Source organism: candidate division KSB1 bacterium (assembly GCA_034506395.1).
Lineage (GTDB): Bacteria > Zhuqueibacterota > Zhuqueibacteria > Thermofontimicrobiales > Thermofontimicrobiaceae > Thermofontimicrobium.
Genome location: JAPDPQ010000001.1, coordinates 184150 through 202172, shown reverse-complemented (window position 1 = coordinate 202172; position 18023 = coordinate 184150). Strand labels below are relative to the sequence as shown.

The 18023-nt window shown below is 45.5% G+C and carries 12 protein-coding genes; 9 read left to right on the top strand and 3 right to left on the bottom strand.

From position 1 onward, the window contains the following. Window positions 1-32: 32 nt before the first annotated feature. Window positions 33-1139, bottom strand: a complete 1107-nt coding sequence (locus tag ONB37_00795; protein ID MDZ7398677.1) for an AgmX/PglI C-terminal domain-containing protein — start codon at window positions 1137-1139, stop codon at window positions 33-35. An 840-nt stretch (window positions 1140-1979) separates the two neighbouring features. On the opposite strand from ONB37_00795, the gene ONB37_00790 reads away from it, so the two are divergent. Continuing rightward, window positions 1980-3005, top strand: coding sequence for a HAMP domain-containing histidine kinase (locus tag ONB37_00790; protein ID MDZ7398676.1), 1026 nt, complete (start codon window positions 1980-1982; stop codon window positions 3003-3005). Continuing rightward, on the top strand, window positions 2989-3738 hold the full coding sequence (locus ONB37_00785; protein ID MDZ7398675.1) for a response regulator transcription factor: 750 nt from the start codon (window positions 2989-2991) through the stop codon (window positions 3736-3738). The genes ONB37_00790 and ONB37_00785 overlap by 17 nt, the downstream gene beginning before the upstream one ends. A 170-nt stretch (window positions 3739-3908) precedes the next feature. Here the strand turns inward: ONB37_00785 and ONB37_00780 are convergent, their stop codons facing one another. Then, window positions 3909-4472, bottom strand: a complete 564-nt coding sequence (locus ONB37_00780) for a CDP-alcohol phosphatidyltransferase family protein (protein ID MDZ7398674.1) — start codon at window positions 4470-4472, stop codon at window positions 3909-3911. A gap of 312 nt (window positions 4473-4784) precedes the next feature. On the opposite strand from ONB37_00780, the gene smc reads away from it, so the two are divergent. After that, window positions 4785-8318: a chromosome segregation protein SMC gene (gene smc, locus ONB37_00775; GenBank protein MDZ7398673.1), complete on the top strand. Its 3534-nt coding sequence runs from the start codon at window positions 4785-4787 to the stop codon at window positions 8316-8318. 185 nt (window positions 8319-8503) lie between these two features. Next, window positions 8504-9937 carry a GWxTD domain-containing protein gene (locus ONB37_00770; protein MDZ7398672.1) on the top strand — a complete coding sequence of 478 codons (1434 nt, stop codon included), beginning with the start codon at window positions 8504-8506 and terminating at the stop codon, window positions 9935-9937. Between the two features lie 214 nt (window positions 9938-10151). On the opposite strand, the gene ONB37_00765 is transcribed toward ONB37_00770, so the two are convergent. Further along, complete coding sequence (locus ONB37_00765; GenBank protein ID MDZ7398671.1) at window positions 10152-11849, bottom strand: L,D-transpeptidase family protein; 1698 nt, start codon at window positions 11847-11849, stop codon at window positions 10152-10154. Between the two features lie 362 nt (window positions 11850-12211). Here ONB37_00765 and ONB37_00760 point away from each other — a divergent pair, with 362 nt between their 5' ends. The 5 genes from ONB37_00760 (at window position 12212) to ONB37_00740 (ending at window position 17884) form a co-directional block, all read left to right on the top strand. After that, window positions 12212-12703: a CinA family protein gene (locus ONB37_00760; protein ID MDZ7398670.1), complete on the top strand. Its 492-nt coding sequence runs from the start codon at window positions 12212-12214 to the stop codon at window positions 12701-12703. A 138-nt stretch (window positions 12704-12841) separates the two neighbouring features. Beyond that, a complete protein-coding gene (locus tag ONB37_00755) occupies window positions 12842-15277 on the top strand; it encodes a M28 family peptidase (protein ID MDZ7398669.1) in 2436 nt (811 codons plus the stop codon). A gap of 174 nt (window positions 15278-15451) precedes the next feature. Then, the gene (locus ONB37_00750; GenBank protein ID MDZ7398668.1) at window positions 15452-16264 is read left to right on the top strand and encodes a mechanosensitive ion channel; all 813 of its coding nucleotides are present in this window, start codon (window positions 15452-15454) and stop codon (window positions 16262-16264) included. A 222-nt stretch (window positions 16265-16486) separates the two neighbouring features. After that, complete coding sequence (mscL, locus tag ONB37_00745) at window positions 16487-16888, top strand: large-conductance mechanosensitive channel protein MscL (protein MDZ7398667.1); 402 nt, start codon at window positions 16487-16489, stop codon at window positions 16886-16888. Window positions 16889-17023: 135 nt separating this feature from the next. Then, window positions 17024-17884, top strand: a complete 861-nt coding sequence (locus tag ONB37_00740; GenBank protein MDZ7398666.1) for a DUF3078 domain-containing protein — start codon at window positions 17024-17026, stop codon at window positions 17882-17884. Window positions 17885-18023 lie beyond the last annotated feature (139 nt).

Here is an 18023-nt window from a genome sequence, read left to right as displayed (position 1 = left end):
CCATAGTGGTAGGATGATGCATTATAGAAAGCTTAATACCCAAATACATAAGTCTGTCGGTAACCCACCGTGCCTAAGGATATATCGCATTCGCCAAAATCATTCCAATGTCGGATTCGGTTCAAGATACAATGGATCATCGGTTCATAATCCACCGTGCTGCTAATGAGCTCAACATTTGTAACTTTTCCATCGGGAGCGACAAAAAACCGAACGACGACCTTGCCCTTGAGATCAGGTTGATGTTTAAGTGCCTGCTTATAACAATCTTGGATGGCGCGATTATGTTCCATTACCACACGAGTCACCTGATCTGGTTTTCGGGCAACGGCTTTATGGGCTTTTTGAGCTAACAGCGCTTCTTGGGATGCCTCCAATTCAGTATTTTTTGCAATCGTTTTTAAGCTTGCTCTGTCTAAAGGTGTCAATGAGGCCTCGATATCTTCTTCAGGAACCACAGTCTTAATCCCTTTGAAGCCGCTGGTCTTGCCAGCAGAAGCTCCAGAGCCAGCCGCTAATTCGCCACCACGACCATAAATACCGTAGCCTGAGGCTAACAATGTGCCATCTACGCTCCCGTTTCCAGCAGCTTGATAGCTGAGAACGTCCCTGATTTCTTTGCCAGTGCCTTGGGGATCATTTGTAAGATAGGCTAAAATGCCCATTGCTGCAACGCCTGGTGATGGTTCATTGCTTCCAGATCCGCTGAATGCTCCATTGCCCCATGCTTCTGAGGCTCTCAGTGTCCTGCCACCGGGTACAGATGAGATCCCTCGATTCGATCCCTCGCGAAACCCAGCTTGTTTACCGCCAGACCTCATTATCTCGGCTGAGGTTGCGATTTCGGCAAACGAACGATCATTTCTTTCAGAAAAAGCATAAAAATAGGTCTCTTGCTTTTTGGAAAATTTGGCAAAGAAATCGCTCTCTCCGCTTTGTTCTAATAGCAGATGAGCGTAGCGCTGCTGGATTGTCCGGGAATCTAATCCTTGAGGATGTCTTTCAACCCAGGAAACCAGAAACCAAAGCAAACTTGCCTGAAATACGAAAGTCCCCAGCAGAATTGCAACGAATCGGGGATCATATCGGCTGAGCCAGCTTCGTTTGAATTCTTTAGGGAACCGTAGATTTGCTATCATTTCGTTGCTTCGGAGCGAATACTGCAGCGAACGATCAAATTCTTCATGTGGTGATAAATTCTGCATGAATCGTCCAAGAGAATCTTCCCTAGAAACGGTTAGTTGAAATGCGAAACGAGCATGATGCCAAAAAGACAACCATGCATAAAGATTATAAATTTTAATTGAGCATCAACAAAAAACATGCCACGATAAAGTGCATCTTTCTAAGGTCCAAATGAATGACATTGATAAGTGCAACACAAGGATAGTTTGAGTCTATGCAACTACCATTTTGAAATCGGGTGTACAACTAAGAAACAAGTTGTGCCACATTGCAACAGATGGATTAATTTTATCCTTTGTCAATCCATTTGCCTTATTACTTCTGAATTTCCCATTTCTAGGTTTTGATCCATTGATGAAGTCGATTTCGGGATGCTGAAGTTACAGCGATCTGGATTTTTAATGTCGCATAAAAAACAGAGAAGTTTTCGCGTGACAATTTTGGGAAGACGGCAGGAAAGCATTGAGAAAAAGATCAAATTTTCTTCTTGTGTCAAAAAGATTTTTTTTATAAATTGAGCAAAGATTAAATTCAAATTTCAACGAATTATGGATTGAAATATTTTTCTGGGCAAAGAGCTCGCTAAACAACTCAAACATTCAGTAAAGCAAGTGTTGAGGTTTTGCTTTTTCATGAACAGGGTGATTGGCGCAAGGGATCTCTCGTTTGGCAGACAAAAGTGAAGAATCGAGTCCGAATTATCAGCACTCGAAAAGTAATATTTCGAAATTCAAAATGGATTAGATGATGAAGGTATTGCGATACAAGCCATTAAGATATAGGTTATGAGTATAATGAAAAAGAAAATCCCACGACTTATTCGTCCAGTGGTGGTGTTAATCGCGGTTCAGTTTGTCTGGCTAAGTTTGGCGGCGTTGTGGATTTATTTCTATATTTCGAACCATATTATTATCAAAAATGTTGGTGATCAGTTATCGCCAGCACTCCGACCCGGGAGCTATCATGTTTTGGTGCTGATTTTCGGGTGCATTCTTTTGGTGCTGCTGCAAGCTGGGTTCTATTTCATCTACATTTATCTGAATCGACAACTCATGATGAATCGAGTTCAAGATCAATTTATTACGACGATCACCCACGAATTAAAATCGCCGTTAGCCTCGATTCAACTCTGTCTTGAAACGATCCAGGCGCGAGCTGTCCCTCCGCAAAAGCTTCATGAATTCACCCAATTGATGATGCGAGATGTCTATCGGTTGCAGGGGGTTATCGATGGGATTTTAGGTGCCATTAGCATTGATCAGAAGCGCCTGGCGTTCGAATTTAAGGTATACAACACGGCGAAGCTGATCCCTAAGCTCATCAATGAAGTAATTGCGAGGTATCCCGAGGAGATAACCAGCCGAATTTCATTTAATACCCCGCCTCGTTGTCGCTGTGTGATCGATAAGAATTCACTCAAATTGGTTTTCAACAACTTGGTTGATAATGCGGTAAAATATGCTGCGGGGAACTTCGTGCTGCAAATAAAAAGCTCCCGGACCGATAAATATTTCCGAATCGAGTTCATCGATCAAGGGACTGGCATCCCTGCCAGCGAGCGGAAACGAGTTTTCGGAAAGTTCTATCGCGTAACAAGAAAGCAGCAACCGAACATCAGCGGCACTGGATTAGGACTTTATATCACACGAGAGATCGTCAAATACCATGGAGGGCGAGTGAAGGCGTTGAGCCCCGAAAATGGGTTAGGGACACTCATCCAACTGGAATTGCCGATTTATAAGCAGAGCCATAAACGCTATATCAATCGTTTATTAAAAGAGACGATTAAGAGGAAGAAACGGATTGAACAAGCGACATGACAATTGTGAGCCAGAGCTTGCACCTCGAAGCAAGATCTTGCTGGTCGAAGACGAGCAATCGATGGCAGTCGGCCTTGAATACAATTTAACCGAGGAAGGATACGACGTTACGATTGCGCGTGATGGGGCAGCGGCGCTAAAGCTGTTTAATGAGAATGAATATGATTTAATTATTCTTGACATTATGCTTGCCTATCATGACGATGGATTTGAAGTAGCCAGTCAAATTCGTGCCAAATCGCCCCAGATCCCAATTTTAATGCTTACTGCCAGAAACTCTGCAGACGATATCGTTCGCGGATTAGAGCTCGGCGCTGACGATTATTTGACCAAGCCGTTCCACTTAAAAGAGCTGCTTCTCCGGGTGAAACGGATGCTCCGCAGAAAAAAGTGGTATCGGCAGATCATATCTGAACAACCAGTTGTTCGCTTTGGGGATAATCAGGTCAATTTTAATGATCTTTCTTGTCGTGCTGGCGATCGCGAAATTCGGCTGACGAAGCGAGAGGCCATGGTGCTCAGATATCTCATCGATCATCAGGGGAAAATTGTGTCGCGCCATGAACTCCTGAAAAATGTCTGGGGGCTGAGCCCTGATCTCGAGACCCGCACCGTGGATAATTTTGTTGCGCGGCTCAGGAAATATTTTGAACCTGACCCATCACACCCCATATATATCAAGAGCGTAAGAAGCGCAGGATATATCTTTTCTGGGGCCACCCAAATCAGTTGACCCGTTAGAAGAAACTCCCTTCCATTATCAACCAAATCCATTAATAGTCATCCGAAAATGGATTGCGTGATCGAAAATACAATGCTTGCTCGGCTGCAATTTTTCAATGCAGCCGATTACTTTTCAATTATTGCTCACCGATATGGCATGATGTCAATTCTGGGAAATTGTTACGAACTGACGGAATTACTCCCTGGCGCTTGTTTTAGCATGGTGATAAAATATTTGAGATAGGAATAGCTGGAAATGAAAATCATGATGATCGCAGCAATGGTCAAAATTTTTTCAAAAAGCTCCAGATTGAAAATATAGCTGACGACCATGAGTGCGAGCACGTTAGCTGTAACCTTCCCCGTCATATTCGAGGCAGCGACATATTTAAATTTGCTAGCCAAAAAGAGGCCCAATATTGCAATGGCGACGTCACGACCAATGACAATCCCCACGAGCCAGAGCGGAACATTTTGTTTGAAATAGAGCACGATCAAAATGACGGCGATCGCCAGCTTGTCTGCTAAAGGATCCAATAATTTGCCCCATTCAGAAATCTGATGGTAACGCCGTGCAATAATACCATCCAAGTAATCACTGGCGATTGAAACTAACGCCAAGATGATCACTGGTCGCAAATGATCTTTCCAGACAAAATAAGCAATGGGGAAGACAAGCAAGATACGAAAAATAGAGAGGAGATTGGGAATCGTCCAAAATCGAGCTGACTGTCGATGGTTCACTTCGATCGTCCTAAAAGTTATGATATCAATTAAGCGGCAAGAAAATAACAAAATCGTAGCACAAAATCAAGCATTATTTCATTGATTGAATCTAATTCTGAAGAAGCCAAATTTGATTTAGTTAGCTGAGGATTAACGATGGTGATCTAAGCTTTGCAGGGCGCGGGCAAATGAGCTGAGGGTTTATCGGATCGACCTGGCGAAAAAAAACTTGACTTTTATTAATTATTATGTTAAAATTGGTGGTTTGATTATTGAGATCTCCTAAAGAAATGATATGAATTTTAATCGATTTTTCGCGGTGAGGTTGTTGTGTATATTCAACGGCTAAATATTTTCGGTTTTAAATCGTTCGCAAGAAAAGCGGTGTTTGAATTTATGCCGGGCATCACTGGGGTTGTAGGACCAAATGGTTGCGGCAAAAGCAATGTGGTTGATGCGATTCGCTGGGTGTTAGGGGAGCAGCGGGCTGGTACGCTGCGAAGCGATCGAATGGAGAATGTGATTTTCAACGGCTCGAAAAATCTCAAGCCGTTAGGTATGGCCGAGGTCTCAATAGTGATTCATAATACCCAGAAAATCCTGCCGGTAGAATATTCTGAAGTGATGATCACCCGACGATTATTCCGTTCTGGTGAAAGCCAATATCTCATTAATAACAATCCTTGCCGCTTGAAAGATATTACCGACCTGTTGATGGACACTGGGCTAACACCGGATGCGTATTCGGTAATCGAATTGAGTATGGTGGAATCCATCTTGAATGGCAAGCCCGAGGATCGCCGACGCATCTTTGAAGAGGCGGTTGGAATCTCCAAGTATAAGCAACGGCGCAAACTCACGCTGCGCAAGCTGGATGCAACTGAACAAGATCTAGTGCGACTTGCAGATATTATCACCGAAGTTCAGAGCAAAGTCAATTCGCTCCATCGGCAGGTGCGACGAGCACAACGTTATCAGGAACTGGCTCAAGAATTGAAAGAGACCGAAATTCGGGTGGCCAGCTTTCATTTTAATCGGATCTCTGAAGAACTTGCCCCACTGAATCAAAATTATGAATCACTCACCCGCCATCGCGAGAGTTTGACATCGCAGATTTCTTTCAAGGAAGCTGAAGTCGAGGCCTTTCAGTCTGATTTGCTTCAATTGGAGGAGCAGCTTCGGCAGGCTCAAGTCAGCTTGAACCAGATCCTCGACACAATCCGCAAACGAGAAGAAGAAATTTTACTGAGTCGTGAGCGTATAAAATCCCTCACCGATAATAAGACCAGGATCGCTGGTGAAATCGAAACGCTCAAAACTCGGATTGCCAATCACCAAAACCAGCGAATTGATATTGAACATCAGCTTGCTGAATTGGCAACAGGGTTGGAGCAAGCCCGGCTGGAGTTCGAACAAGCGCAGCAAGCCCTCAAGCTGCTGGATGATCAGATCTCGGAACGAAGGATAAAAACCCAGCAGTCTGAGCGGGAATTGCTGCAACAGATGCAATCGCTTGCGGAGCAGCAACGATCACTTGAACGGATGACCTCGCAACTGGACCACTTAAAAGCACAAAGGGCCAGTTTGGTCACCGAACAAGAGCAATTGGTGAGCCGAATCGGGGCGTTGGAACAACAACAAAAACAGCTCTCCGAGCAAGAGGAGCGACTCAGGACCAATTCGGATGAGTTGGTGGAAACACAAGCGCAATTGGAATTAGAATTTGAGCAATTGCAGCAGCAGATTGATCAAACGAAAGATGCCATGCGGAAAGTGAACACCGAGATTGAGCGCCAGCAGCAGCGGCTCACATTTATCCAGGAGCTGTTGGAAAGTTACGCGGATTATCCCCCAGGGATCAAATTTTTGATGGATCGGTTGGGACCGTCGCATGGATTTTATACCACATTGGCTGAGGCGATTGGTGTGGAAGATAGCTATCGAAAAGCGATTGAATCGGCATTAGGAGATCGCGCTGCCTGCTTGTTGGTCGCTGATGAGGAAGCGGCATACCTTGGCATCGACGAACTAAGTGAGCATCACCAGGGGATCGTGACTTTTGTTCCGCTGAAGCGTGTGGTTGGAAGCAGCACTTTCAAACCAGCTCCATCAGATCCTGATGTGCTTGGTTGGGCTGCGGATCTGGTGAGCTGTCCGGCTCAGTTCCGGCCAGCGATCCAGTTGATGATTGGTCGCTATTTGGTTGTCACAGATCGCTCCGCTGCCCAGCGCCTGAGTCAATCGGAAAATTCACGTGATATCCATTTCGTCACATTATCTGGCGAATTGATTTTCAACTGGGGTGGGATCAAGGGGGGACAGAAACAATCGGAATCGGAAAGTATTGTGGGTCGTCACGATCAAGTCCGAAAGCTTCAGCAGCAGATCGATGAATTGCATCAAAGGCTTGAGTCGCTTGAAAGAAAATTGCGAGCGGATGAGGCACAGCGGATGGGGTTGCAGCAGCGCAAGAGCGAATTGGTGCACCAAATCAAACAGATTGCACAGCAGCTTTCTGATACCGAATTAAAACGTTCGCAGGTGCAATATCAAATTAGTCAGATGAACGAGCGTCGTGAGGTGTGTCGAACCCAGCAAATTCAAATCGATGCTGAGTTAGAACAAAAAGAGCAACAGCATCAAAAATTAGCTCAAGCAGTGGTGATGCACCAGAATGCTTACACAGAAATGAATCGTCAATTTCAAGATCATCGTCAGGAGCTGGATCAGATTTTGGAATTGCGCAATCAGCAGTCGACAAAAGTTAATCGATTGAATTTGACCGTAGTGGAACTATTGGGCAACGAGCGAAACCTGCGGCGCGAATCTGACCAAGCGCAGCGATCGATCGAGGATTATGAAAGGACCATTCGGCGTCTTGAACAAGAGCTGGTCAGCGCTGATGAACAGAGGGCGCAACTAGAGGGTCGGATTGAGGAGCTTAGCGAATTGGTGACCCAGAATTACGTCGAAAAAGAAGCACAAGAGGCTCGGGTGACTGAGCTGGAAGGGCGCTATCGTTCCCTGCGAGACAATGTCGATGAGAAAAGCCGGGCCATCAGCCAGCTTCGCAAGGAACGGGAGTCAGTAGCGGAACAATTGCATCAGATCGAATTAAGAAAATCGGAACTGCGGATTAATGCTGACAATCTATATCATCGGATGATAGAGGAATACGATGTCGAGCTGAAACGACAACCGATTGATCCCAGCTATGACGTCACAGTAGATGAGGCGCAAGTTAATGCGCTGCGTGAGAAAATCAAAAGTCTTGGCCCAGTGAACCTCCTTTCGTTGAAAGAATATGAAGAAGAGAAAGCTCGGCTTGATTTTTTGCAAAAGCAACATGAAGATCTGATTGCGGCTGAGCAAAATTTAAAAGAGACTATATCGCATATCAATGAAACCGCGCAACAAAAATTCAATACAGTGTTTCAAGAGATTCGCGCCAATTTCATCAAGGTGTTTAGACAGTTTTTCCCGGAGGGAGATGCCGATCTGGTGATCGCTCCAAATGAGGATCCTTTAGAAGCAGAAATCGAAATCAAAGCCAATCCCAAAAGCAAGCGCATGGAATCTCTCAGCTTGCTCTCTACTGGTGAGAAAGCACTGACCGCTATCTCGCTACTCTTCGGGATCTACCTGGTCAAACCCAGTCCAATCTGCATCTTGGATGAGGTAGATGCGCCATTGGATGACAATAATGTGAAACGATTCATCCATGCGATTCGGCAATTTGCCAGTACTACTCAATTTATTATCGTCACGCATAATAAGCTCACCATGAAATCGGCAGATTGCCTCTATGGCATCACGATGGAGGAGAGTGGGGTTTCTAAGATTGTATCAGTCAAACTAGAATAAGACAATTACTGCTAAACATATTTTCAGAGATACCAGGTTAATTAGCTGTCGGCTTGGTAGATGGACAAAGCTTATTGGAAATTGACTGAAATTTCAGCCAATCCTTTATCTGCAGCGATGATGATGACCTGTTTGGTTTTCGTTTAAGTTGCAAAAGTTTCTGATGAAATTTTTGGAGGGAAAAAATGAGTTATATTAGGTTGGCAATCATAGGATTGATCATTGCAATAGCCACATTGGTAGCTGGCAATCTAACATATTGTCAATCGCTGGCAGATTCAACGTTGAGCTTGGAACGGTTCAATTTCGGATTTGATTTCGGCCGATTTCGAGCGCAGGACAATTTTGTGCTATTGGAGCTTTATTACTCGATTTATCGGGATCATCTCAAGTTCGTTCCAGATGGGAAGACATGGAAAGCTGAATTTTCATTTCAGGCTGAGATCTGGCAACGGGATTCGTTGCTGGCGTCCGATACGTGGCAGAGTATCACGCGTATTGATAGTTTGGCCGAACTCACATCGAACCAAAAGCTGTTTGGTCTGGGGTATTTTGCTATCAAACCCGGAAACTATCAGCTAAAGGTCCGGTTGCGGGATGAGAATTCCCAGCTCCAGCGGGAGAAACAACTCCCGCTCACCATCGAATCGTTCGATACCGGCACGCTGAATCTCAGTGATATTGAATTGGCCACGCAAATTCGACCCAACACTGAGCGAAATTTGTTTTATAAAAATGGCTATCAGGTCATTCCCAATCCTGATCAATTTTATGGGACTGGACTGCCAATGCTCATGTTTTACACTGAGATTTATAATCTTGCTGAGTGGAGCGGTAATGATACGTCGAATTATTCCGTTCAATATCGGATCATTGATGGCGATGGACAGGTTGTGCGCGAATTTCCAGCCCGGCTGAAGAAAAAACCTGGGGAATCTGCAGTTGAAGTGAGCGGGATGAATATTATCTCGTTTCAGTCCGGCACATATTTCTTTGAGCTCGAAGCCAAAGATCTGTCTACAGGAGCAGCGATCGCCAAACGAAAAAAGTTCTTTATCTATCGAGAGGGCGACTTGGCAGTGAGCGACAGCGTAGCGAAACATCGAGCTGAAGAGAAATTCCAGGCAGCGATGGAACGAATCTATAAAGGCATGTCCACGCAAACATTGGATGAAGAATTTGACGCGGCAAGCTATATCGCTACTCGAGAGGAGAAAGAAATTTACAAGACCCTAGATGCTCAAGGCAAACAGGCATTTTTGATTGAGTTTTGGCGCAAACGCGACAAATCACCAGAGACACCCCAAAACGAATTCCGCGATGACTATTTAAAGTTGGTGAACACGGCCAATAAGGAGTTCTCAGGATTTAAAAAAGGGTATAAAAGCGATCGCGGTCGGGTGTTATTGCTTTACGGCGTTCCAGACGAGATCGAGCGCTTCCCACTCAATATGGAGCATAAAGAGCACCACATCTGGAAATATTTTTCAATCCAGGGAGGAGTCATATTTGTGTTTGTTGATAAGCAGGGATTTGGCAATTTGGAGTTGGTTCATTCCACAGCGCGCGGCGAGCTGAGCGACCCTGATTGGGAGCGCTGGATCGACCCCAATCGCTAATGATCAAACCAGGATGATGCAATGGCTCTGAACTGGTTCTTTTGCTCTATTTTTGGGCCAACAGAACTATTTTGAAAATTGCACGATCCCGGTGTTCGGTTTGATGAAAATTGCACGAGCTTGTCTCTAAAAGGGATCTGAAAAAAGGCATCCTTTTGGAGAAAAAGCCGTGGTCAAATATGCATATTTATAATCCCCAAGCTCGATATGCCTCTCAATCCATTAGGATCTGCTCAGCGCGCAAGGCTTCCAGTACCAATTTATCCCTGTCATAAATGTCTTCCCGAAACTGAACGCGTCCCTGGGCATCGATCCATGCAGTACAGTAAAAGATATGCACTGGGATCGGTTCTGGCAGGGTGATGGTGTAGTTGGTGAGCTTTTCCAGTCCAGCTATGATCTGCTCTTTTGTCCAATTCGGATTGCCGCGAAGCACATATGCAGCCAATTCAATCGGATCTTGCACCCGAATGCAACCGGAGCTGAGCGCGCGCTCAGGACGCTGAAAATCTGCCCGGCTGGGGGTATCATGGATGTACACGTCGTATTTATTTGGGAACATGAACTTGATTCGCCCCAGGGCATTGAGTGGACCGGGCGCTTGTCGGAACCGATAGGGCAAATTTTGTTTGGTGATGGCAGCCCAATTCACCTGAAATGGATCAATCGGGGTCTCATCGTTCCAGCCCTTCAATACCACAATATTCCTCTTGACCAAATAGCTCGGATCGCGCTTTGCCTCTTTTAAAATATCCTCCGTGGCGATTGTCTCTGGGACGTTCCAATAAGGATTGAGCACCAGATAAGTCATTTTTGAGCTGAATACTGGGGTTCGACGATAGTCTTTGCCCACCACCACTGGCATGCGGATCACAGTAATGCCATTTTCTACCACCTCCAGTGCAAAAGCAGCAATGTTAACCATGATGTACCGATTTCCCAGTTCCCTTGGTAACCAACGCCAGCGCTCCAAATTTACCACGATCTTGCGGAAGTATTCCAGCGCTGGCACATTCAACGCTGCGATGGTCCTTGGATCAACAGTTCCATGCGGCACCAACCCATAGCGCTGTTGAAAATCTTTAACTGCTTGTTCCAAAGTGTCGTCGAAGACCGAGATCGAGGCCATGGGACGCTGCTTTAAATCCCCTGAAGCGATGAGTCGTGCGCTCAATGCTGCCACGCGCATTCCCCGATCCCCTTTTTTTAAGGAGGGTCCTGGGGGCACCATGGGCCAGCCCCCTTGGAGCGCCAGAGATCGATAGCGCACCATCTCCTTACGCATTTGAGCATAGCAGGGAATCTGAGGCATCAGACTCAGCAGCTTCTGTCGGATTCGTCCCGCTTTCAACGCGTCATTTAGGATCGCCACCACATCGGCTTCAGGCCGGGAGGTCAACCACTCTCGATCGATGGTCTCTGGATTCAACCGTCCAGACAGCAAATGATTCGCATAAAGCAAAAATGCGTCCGTCAATAAAATCTCCAGATTGAACAGCCCTTCAACCTCAACTGGGGCTCTGGACTTCAAACGGAATTGAAATTGCGTCAATAATGAATCGATCGTCCCAACATGATATTCTTTAGGATTAAGTCCATCATCCGCAGCCCCTCGAATTGCTTCTAATAAACTATCCGCAATGTCCTTCAATCCTCTATCATCGATCCAGGCAGGCTGAAAATCGCGCGCGCGATAGAACTTAATTAAAAGACTATCAGCGTGGGTAGTATCTATCCCCACAACAAATGTGGGAATGCCAGGAAATTCGGCAAAGTGCTCCCGTTCTGCTCGGGCGAGACGCTCAGTTAAGCTTGGCTCCCGATGAATTACCAGCACGTATAACGCCATAATAGCAACCATCAAGATACCGATGATAGCAATTAGATAAGAAAATTTGAATTCCCTGTTCATCAGAATCTCCGTCATTTTTTGAGCCCAAGATAATGAATTTTTGCAATGAATTCAAGTCTTTTTTGCGCAGCGGAATAGCCTGTCACATTAGCTCACCGTTTATATGGATACAATTAATCCCAAAATCTGCCTTTGAAATTGAACATGTCGGTCGAGGAACGGTGGGTTATGCACCTAATGCATAGCTCTCATTTTGGTGGATGAAATATTATTTTCAGCCAAATGCTTCGCTGACACTTCTAAATTTTCTTTCAAACTTAGAAATGAGGATTTATTCATTTTTTTAATTTATAAGCTTGATTTTTTAACGAAGATGTCATATATTCAGGCAATTCAAAAAGTCAATTAGGTCGAATCAAAACATGGATGAATACATCAAACTTATCACCGCACTGAAAGAACGAAGCCTAACGATCGCCACGGCCGAGTCTTGCACAGGGGGACTGATTGCGAAGCTATTAACCGATATCGCTGGCGCTTCAGAGGTATTCATTGGTGGAGTAGTTTGTTATAGCAATGAAATGAAGATGAAATGGCTGGGGGTAAAGCAGCAGACGCTGGATCAGCATGGCGCAGTAAGTCACAATACGGTTGCTGAATTGCTTGACGGGATTGTCAGGCAAACCGGCGCTGACTGCGCGATCGCTGTAAGTGGTATTGCTGGACCCACGGGTGGGACGCCAGAAAAACCAATCGGGACGGTGTTCATCGGGGTTTCTTGGAACGATCAGATTTTGATCGAGCAATATCATTTTAAGGGTTCTCGCCAGGAAATCAGAGATCAAGCCGCCCGACAAGCGGCAATCCTAATGTTTGATCTGTTAAAGAGACAAATTGCTTCAACCGACCACTAGCAATGATCATAGAAGCTAACTGACATCAAATGGGAGAAAAAGAAGTTTAAACGCCGACCAATCGACCACAAAAGTTATCGTTAGTTTGAAATTGCTGATCAATTTTAATTTCATTCGTCGAGATTTTGGAGGAATAGAATGAACATAAAAAGACATTATTTGAATCGGTTTTTAATTATTCTGACACTCGTTTTTTCTTTCTCTGGCTCACTTGTAGCACAGCAGCGACCGAGCGGAGAAAATGCCAAATCTTACGTGGCTTATCTCGCCAGTGATGCCTTGGAGGGACGCGATACTGGTACTCCAGGGTTCGAAAAAGCGGCCAATTGGGTCGCTGAAAAGTTTAGAGCTTGGGGACTGGCGGCTGCTGGAGACAATGGCAGCTATTTTCAGGCATTTCCTTTCTCTTATTTAAAGACAGAATTCGAGCTTCCAAAGCTGACGGTTGGCAAGCGCGAATTCGATTTTGAAGATCGAGATTTCAGTGTGTTGCGTTTCTCTGGCGGCGGCAAGGTGAGTGCCGAAGTCGTGTTCGTCGGTTTCGGCATCAGTGCCCCGGATCGAGGATTGGATGAGTATGCTGGGCTGAACGTGAGAGACAAGATCGTGCTGGTGATGCATGGCTGCCCTCAAAATGATGAAAAAAAATGGCAGGGGGTCCACAGTGATAGTGCCAAGGCTGCAATCGCACAACAGCGCGGAGCTGTTGGGATGTTGTTATGCGCGGATTTCGGTGCAGAAGAACGGGGACTGGGTGCTTGGAGTTTACGCCCAGGCAATTATCGGCCCAATTTTCTCGCATTCGGTGTGGATGAACGGGTGGTCAAATCATTGCTCAGGGCCAAAGACGAGACCAATCAGGGTTTTGCTCGCAGACTGCGCGAACAATTTGATAAGCTGAATAAAGAGCTCCGACCCATTTCCTATCCCACTGGAAAAAAGGCAACCTTATCGGTGAAAGTGGATTACGATCCCAATCGTACTGGCAAGAATGTTTTGGGGATGATTAAAGGGATTGATCCAGTGCTGGGCGATGAAGGAATCATTATTGGAGGCCATCTGGATCATGTTGGGGTGCAATATGGTCAGGTCTATAATGGTGCGGAGGATAACGCCAGCGGAGCTTCGGTGGTGATGGAGGTGGCTCGCGCTATGATGGCCAATAAAGTTCGGCCGAAACGAAGCATTCTCTTTGCCTGCTGGGGAGGAGAAGAGCGCGGCCTGCTTGGTTCCAGTTACTATGCAACCCACCCAATAATCCCGATCGAAAAAACGGTATTGAACCTTAATTTGGATATGGTGGGACAAGGGAGCAAGCTGGGGTTTCCTGGTATCTACTATGCGCCAGAGATCTGGACAATGATCAAAGAGAACTTGCCCCAGGAGACATTAGATTTTTTGGAGCCGAGCCGTGGTGGGCCAGGAGGCAGTGATCACACACCATTCATCACCCGTGGGATTCCTGCCTTTGCCTTAATGACTTCTCCATGGAACGCCCATACCGATTATCATCAGCCTGGTGACGATGTGGAGAAGCTCAGTGCCGAGCTCCTGGGAAAGGTCGCGCAGTTCGTCTATGATGTAGCATTACTTGTTGCTAATGCGGATGGTAATCTCATCGTAGAGAACCGATTGCCGCGTTACATTCATAAATCGGCAAACATCTACAATATTCACCCAATTCCATATCAACCCGGATTGTCGATTTTGGATTCGCTGCAAAACGAATGGATCGATGTGCAATTTGTGACAGTCTCATTGGATTCCTTGCAGGCGCCATCGTGCCGATTGGCAGAAACGCTGCGATCGGTGGATGCGGCCAGCCAAGAGGAATCAGATATTTCGCGCATGATGGGGGGAATGGAGCGAATGTTCAGAACCAGGCGCGATAAAACCAATTCTGTAATCGGGCTTCACGGGGTGGCAAGCGTTAATGGTGATCCAGTCAATTTGCGCATCGCGGGGAAACTAGGTGCTAAATTCTTTATGTTTGACGGGATCGATGGTCGGTGGATGACCGAATCGGAAGGCCTCACCAGCGAGGGGAAAAAGGCGATCAAAACCTTGAATGATCAAAAAATATTAATCCTCATGAAAGACCTTCCAGAATCTGTCCTGGTTCAGGCTCTGGAGCTTTCGAAACAGCCGATTGTAATCGCTGGTGTTCGAGAAGTTGCGACTTTATCAGACAGCTTGATTCAGCGAGTGGCAAATAATGGAGGACTTATCGCTTTAGCGTTTTGCCCGAATCAAATTGATGAACTCGTGGATCAGATCGAGAAATTAAAATCCAGGTTGAGCGGGCTGCCGATCCAAGCGCCACTGGCTGGCCCAGTATCGATGCCCTATCGTTTGCCAAGTTCGAAACCAGAATTGGCTCTGATCGGCCTATATCCTTGCCCAAAATGTGCATTGGATATTGAAAATTTGGACCAGATGTTGAATTTGACTATTGCCTTACATCGAAAAGGCTACGGCGATCAAGATATTAGAAACATCCTCGGGGAAAATATCCAGACCGTATTCAATAAAGTCAATCCCCGTGAGTCTCGGCAGATGCGCAGGCCGTTTTGATCGCGGATCTTTCGATGTCAATCAAAACTAATGAATGATTCATTTTCACCCAAAAATAGCGGTTCAAAATTGAGATAGCGAAGGCCATCTCGAAACGTTGGATGAAGCATACCAAAAACAGGAGCGATTCTTTAACCGTTCAATACAAATTCCAGTTATTAGGAGGGCAATGTTATGGGAAAATTTGAAGCCTATGCGGATAATGCGATTAATCTCATCATGGGCTATGTGCCGAAGCTACTGCTGGCGATTGTCGTTCTGATTATCGGTTTATGGATAATCAAGATTGTGGTTCGAGCGCTCAAAAACCTGATGGACCGATCTGGCACCGATAGCTCGTTGCAGAAATTTTTGACCAGTTTCGTGAGTGTACTGCTGAAAGCGCTGTTGTTGATCAGCGTCGCTTCGATGGTAGGGATTGCCACCACTTCGTTTGTCGCGATCTTGGGTGCTGCTGGCTTGGCGGTGGGTTTAGCATTGCAGGGAAGCCTGGCCAATTTCGCTGGGGGCGTGCTGATTTTATTGTTCAAACCGTTCAAGGTGGGCGACTTCATCAACGCCCAAGGTCATGCTGGGACAGTACATGAAATCCAAATTTTTAACACGATCTTGAAAACCCCAGACAATAAGACCGTCATTATTCCAAATGGTCCGCTTTCCAATGGGAGCATTATTAATTTTACTGCTGAAGCCCAGCGTCGCGTCGATCTCTCGTTTGGTGTCAGCCACAGCGCGGATATCCAGAAGGCGAAGGAGGTTTTCAGCAAGATTGCAGCCAGTGATAACAGAATTCTGAAAAAACCAGCCCCAGAGTTTCTGGTCTCGGACCTGAGTGAAAGTGCGGTGAATTTCGAAGTTCGACTCTGGTGCAAAACTGATGACTACTGGAACGTCTATTTCGATACCAAAGAAAAAGTGAAAATGGCGTTCGATAAAGAAGGAATTGCCGCTCCAATCCCGAAGCGCATTTTCATCCAGCAAAGCTGATAATCCATGCTTTCGCGATCTTATTGTTTATTTCTACTAAGATCTGTGGCCAGACTTTCGCAGGGAGGAGTTCGAGTTAGCCCTATAAACAACATGTTTGTCAGAACTGAAATCTCATTGGAATCTTTTAAAAGCCGCTAAAATCATTCCATGAGTTCAAAGAGTCAATGCTAATTTCCAAATGAATCAATCAATCGATCAACCAAACAATGGAGGAATGAGATGTTCAAGGAGTTCAAAGAATTTGCTATGCGCGGGAATGTTGTCGATATGGCGGTCGGTATTATCATCGGCGCTGCTTTCGGCAAAATCGTTAGTTCTTTTGTTAACGATGTGTTGATGCCTCCCATAGGCATGCTTTTGGGGGGAGTCGATTTTAGTGAATTGATGATTACACTAAAAGAGGGTGTCGCGATCAAATACGGCGTTTTTATCAATACCGTGCTTGATTTCATTATTGTCGCTTTCGCAATATTCCTGGTAGTGAAGGGCATGAATAAATTGAAACGAAAAGAAGTGCCACCGCCACCAGCCGCACCGACCACTAAAGAATGCCCCGAATGTCTTTCGATTATTCCAATTAAAGCGGTTCGTTGTGCGCATTGCGGGATCCAGTTGAAATAACCGATTAATATCAGCTTCCAGAGAAAAGTTGTAGCATCTATAAGATAGTCAGGAAGCATGATTATTGCGGCACTGGATCAAATTTCAATTTGAGGGAGCAATATTGGATTGAACAGTCAAATTCAGGAGGAAGAAATGAATCAGAAATCAAGTTTACTATTTATGGTGATGGTGATGTTTGTCGCCGGTCTCGCTTTTGGGCAGGATCAGCCAGCCGAAACACCGAAATATGGCTGGCAGAAATCAATGGTCGGCGGTCTTAATTTGACACAGACAAGCTTTGATAATTGGAAACAAGGCGGCGAAAATTCTTACGCTTGGCAAGTCAATTTGAACTTCAACTTCACCAATGATCAGGCCAAAACCAACTGGGCGAACTCTGGCAAGTTGACTTATGGCTCCACCAAAACTGGAGATCAGCAGATGCGCAAATCCGTGGACGAGATCAAACTGGAGAGCGTGTTCACCTACAAATTGGGTGTGCTGATCAATCCGTTTGTCGCTGTGACAGGTGAAACTCAATTTGCCCCTGGCTATAATTACGGCGCTACCCCCAAAACGCAGGTATCGGCGTTCATGGATCCAGGTTATATCCGTGAAAGCGCTGGCATCGGCATCAAACCGAACGAGACCATCAAGACTCGACTTGGTGTGTCACTTAAGCAAACTGTGACCAGCGATTTTCCCCAACCTTATGCTGATGACCCCAAAACGGTAAAAATCGAAAAATTCAAAAATGAGGTCGGTGCGGAATCCGTCACCGATTTAAATTGGAAATTGGCTCAAAATACGCTGCTCACTTCAAAACTCGAACTGTTTTCCACGCTTAAAGCGCTCAACACAACTGATGTGAACTGGGATAATATCCTGACCACCAAAATTTCGAAGTATTTCAATGTGAATTTCAACTTCAAATTGTTCTATGATCGGGATATTTCCAAGATGCGCCAAATTAAGCAGGCCTTTGCGCTTGGAATAGTCTATACCTTCCTATAAACCGTGGTTGTGCGCTTCTGCCATCATGAAAGGGGAGATCATTGCCTGCTGATCAATCATTCTCTCATTGGCGAACTTGATTGAGTCGTTTAAGAACAGAAAAGCGAGGTAATGCTCCCTGGTATCTTTTTTAATCAAA

Coding starts and splice junctions, on each gene's coding strand:
- ONB37_00795 (MDZ7398677.1), bottom strand. CDS start 1,139: ATGATAGCAAATCTACGGTTCCCTAAAGAATTCAAACGAAGCTGGCTC.
- ONB37_00790 (MDZ7398676.1), top strand. CDS start 1,980: ATGAAAAAGAAAATCCCACGACTTATTCGTCCAGTGGTGGTGTTAATC.
- ONB37_00770 (MDZ7398672.1), top strand. CDS start 8,504: ATGAGTTATATTAGGTTGGCAATCATAGGATTGATCATTGCAATAGCC.
- ONB37_00765 (MDZ7398671.1), bottom strand. CDS start 11,849: ATGAACAGGGAATTCAAATTTTCTTATCTAATTGCTATCATCGGTATC.
- ONB37_00760 (MDZ7398670.1), top strand. CDS start 12,212: ATGGATGAATACATCAAACTTATCACCGCACTGAAAGAACGAAGCCTA.
- ONB37_00755 (MDZ7398669.1), top strand. CDS start 12,842: ATGAACATAAAAAGACATTATTTGAATCGGTTTTTAATTATTCTGACA.
- ONB37_00750 (MDZ7398668.1), top strand. CDS start 15,452: ATGGGAAAATTTGAAGCCTATGCGGATAATGCGATTAATCTCATCATG.
- mscL (MDZ7398667.1), top strand. CDS start 16,487: ATGTTCAAGGAGTTCAAAGAATTTGCTATGCGCGGGAATGTTGTCGAT.
- ONB37_00740 (MDZ7398666.1), top strand. CDS start 17,024: ATGAATCAGAAATCAAGTTTACTATTTATGGTGATGGTGATGTTTGTC.